This window comes from Lentimicrobium sp. S6 (genome assembly GCF_013166635.1).
Lineage (GTDB): Bacteria > Bacteroidota > Bacteroidia > Bacteroidales > UBA12170 > UBA12170.
In genome coordinates this window covers 1-760 of record NZ_JABKBZ010000239.1, presented here as the reverse complement: position 1 = coordinate 760, position 760 = coordinate 1, and the positions used below count along the sequence as shown (strand labels likewise).

Sequence of the window (760 nt, the reverse complement as noted above, 5' to 3'; positions counted from 1 at the left end):
AAAAAGGAAGCCCATTTTATCAACTAGTGAGGTGATAACCATTATGGTTCTGTTTCATTTTGGCCAATTTAGAAACATGAAACATTTTTATCTTTTTTATGTCAAAAAACATATGCAATCTTACTTTCCAGCAACAGTTTCTTATAATCGTTTTGTTGAACTAATGCAACAATCTACTTTACCTATGACTTTATTGTTAAAGACTTGGCGTATGGGAGAAAGTACTGGAATATCCTTTATAGATTCTACTCCTATCAGAGCCTGCAAGAACAAAAGGATTCGAAATAATAAAACTTTCAAAGGTATTGCAACAACTGGAAAAAGTACAATGGGATGGTTTTATGGCTTTAAATTACATCTGATTATCAATGATAAAGGAGAAATATTGAACTTTGTAATCACTCAGGCAAATGTTGATGATAGAGCTCCTCTTAAGGACAAAAACTTCATCCAAGCAATTAAAGGGAAGCTATATGCTGATAAGGGATATGTTTCAAAAGCATTAACTGAACTCCTTTTTATTGATGGTCTCCACCTTATTACTGGTATTAGAAATAACATGAAAAACACCTTGATGGAATTAAAAGATAAGATTCTATTGAGAAAAAGATCAGTTATTGAAACGGTAAATGATGAACTAAAAAACATGTGCCAAATTGAACATTCTAGGCACAGAAGTTTTGAAAATTTTATCTCCAATATTATCGCCGCTCTTATCGCATATTCATTCTTTGCTAAAAAACCTTCTATAAAATATGAT

The 760-nt window shown here is 31.3% G+C and carries 1 protein-coding gene; it reads left to right on the top strand.

All coding sequences use genetic code 11. From position 1 onward, the window contains the following. Window positions 1-31: 31 nt before the first annotated feature. On the top strand, window positions 32-760 hold a 729-nt coding region (locus HNS40_RS22555), incomplete at its 3' end, for an IS982 family transposase (protein ID WP_371742976.1).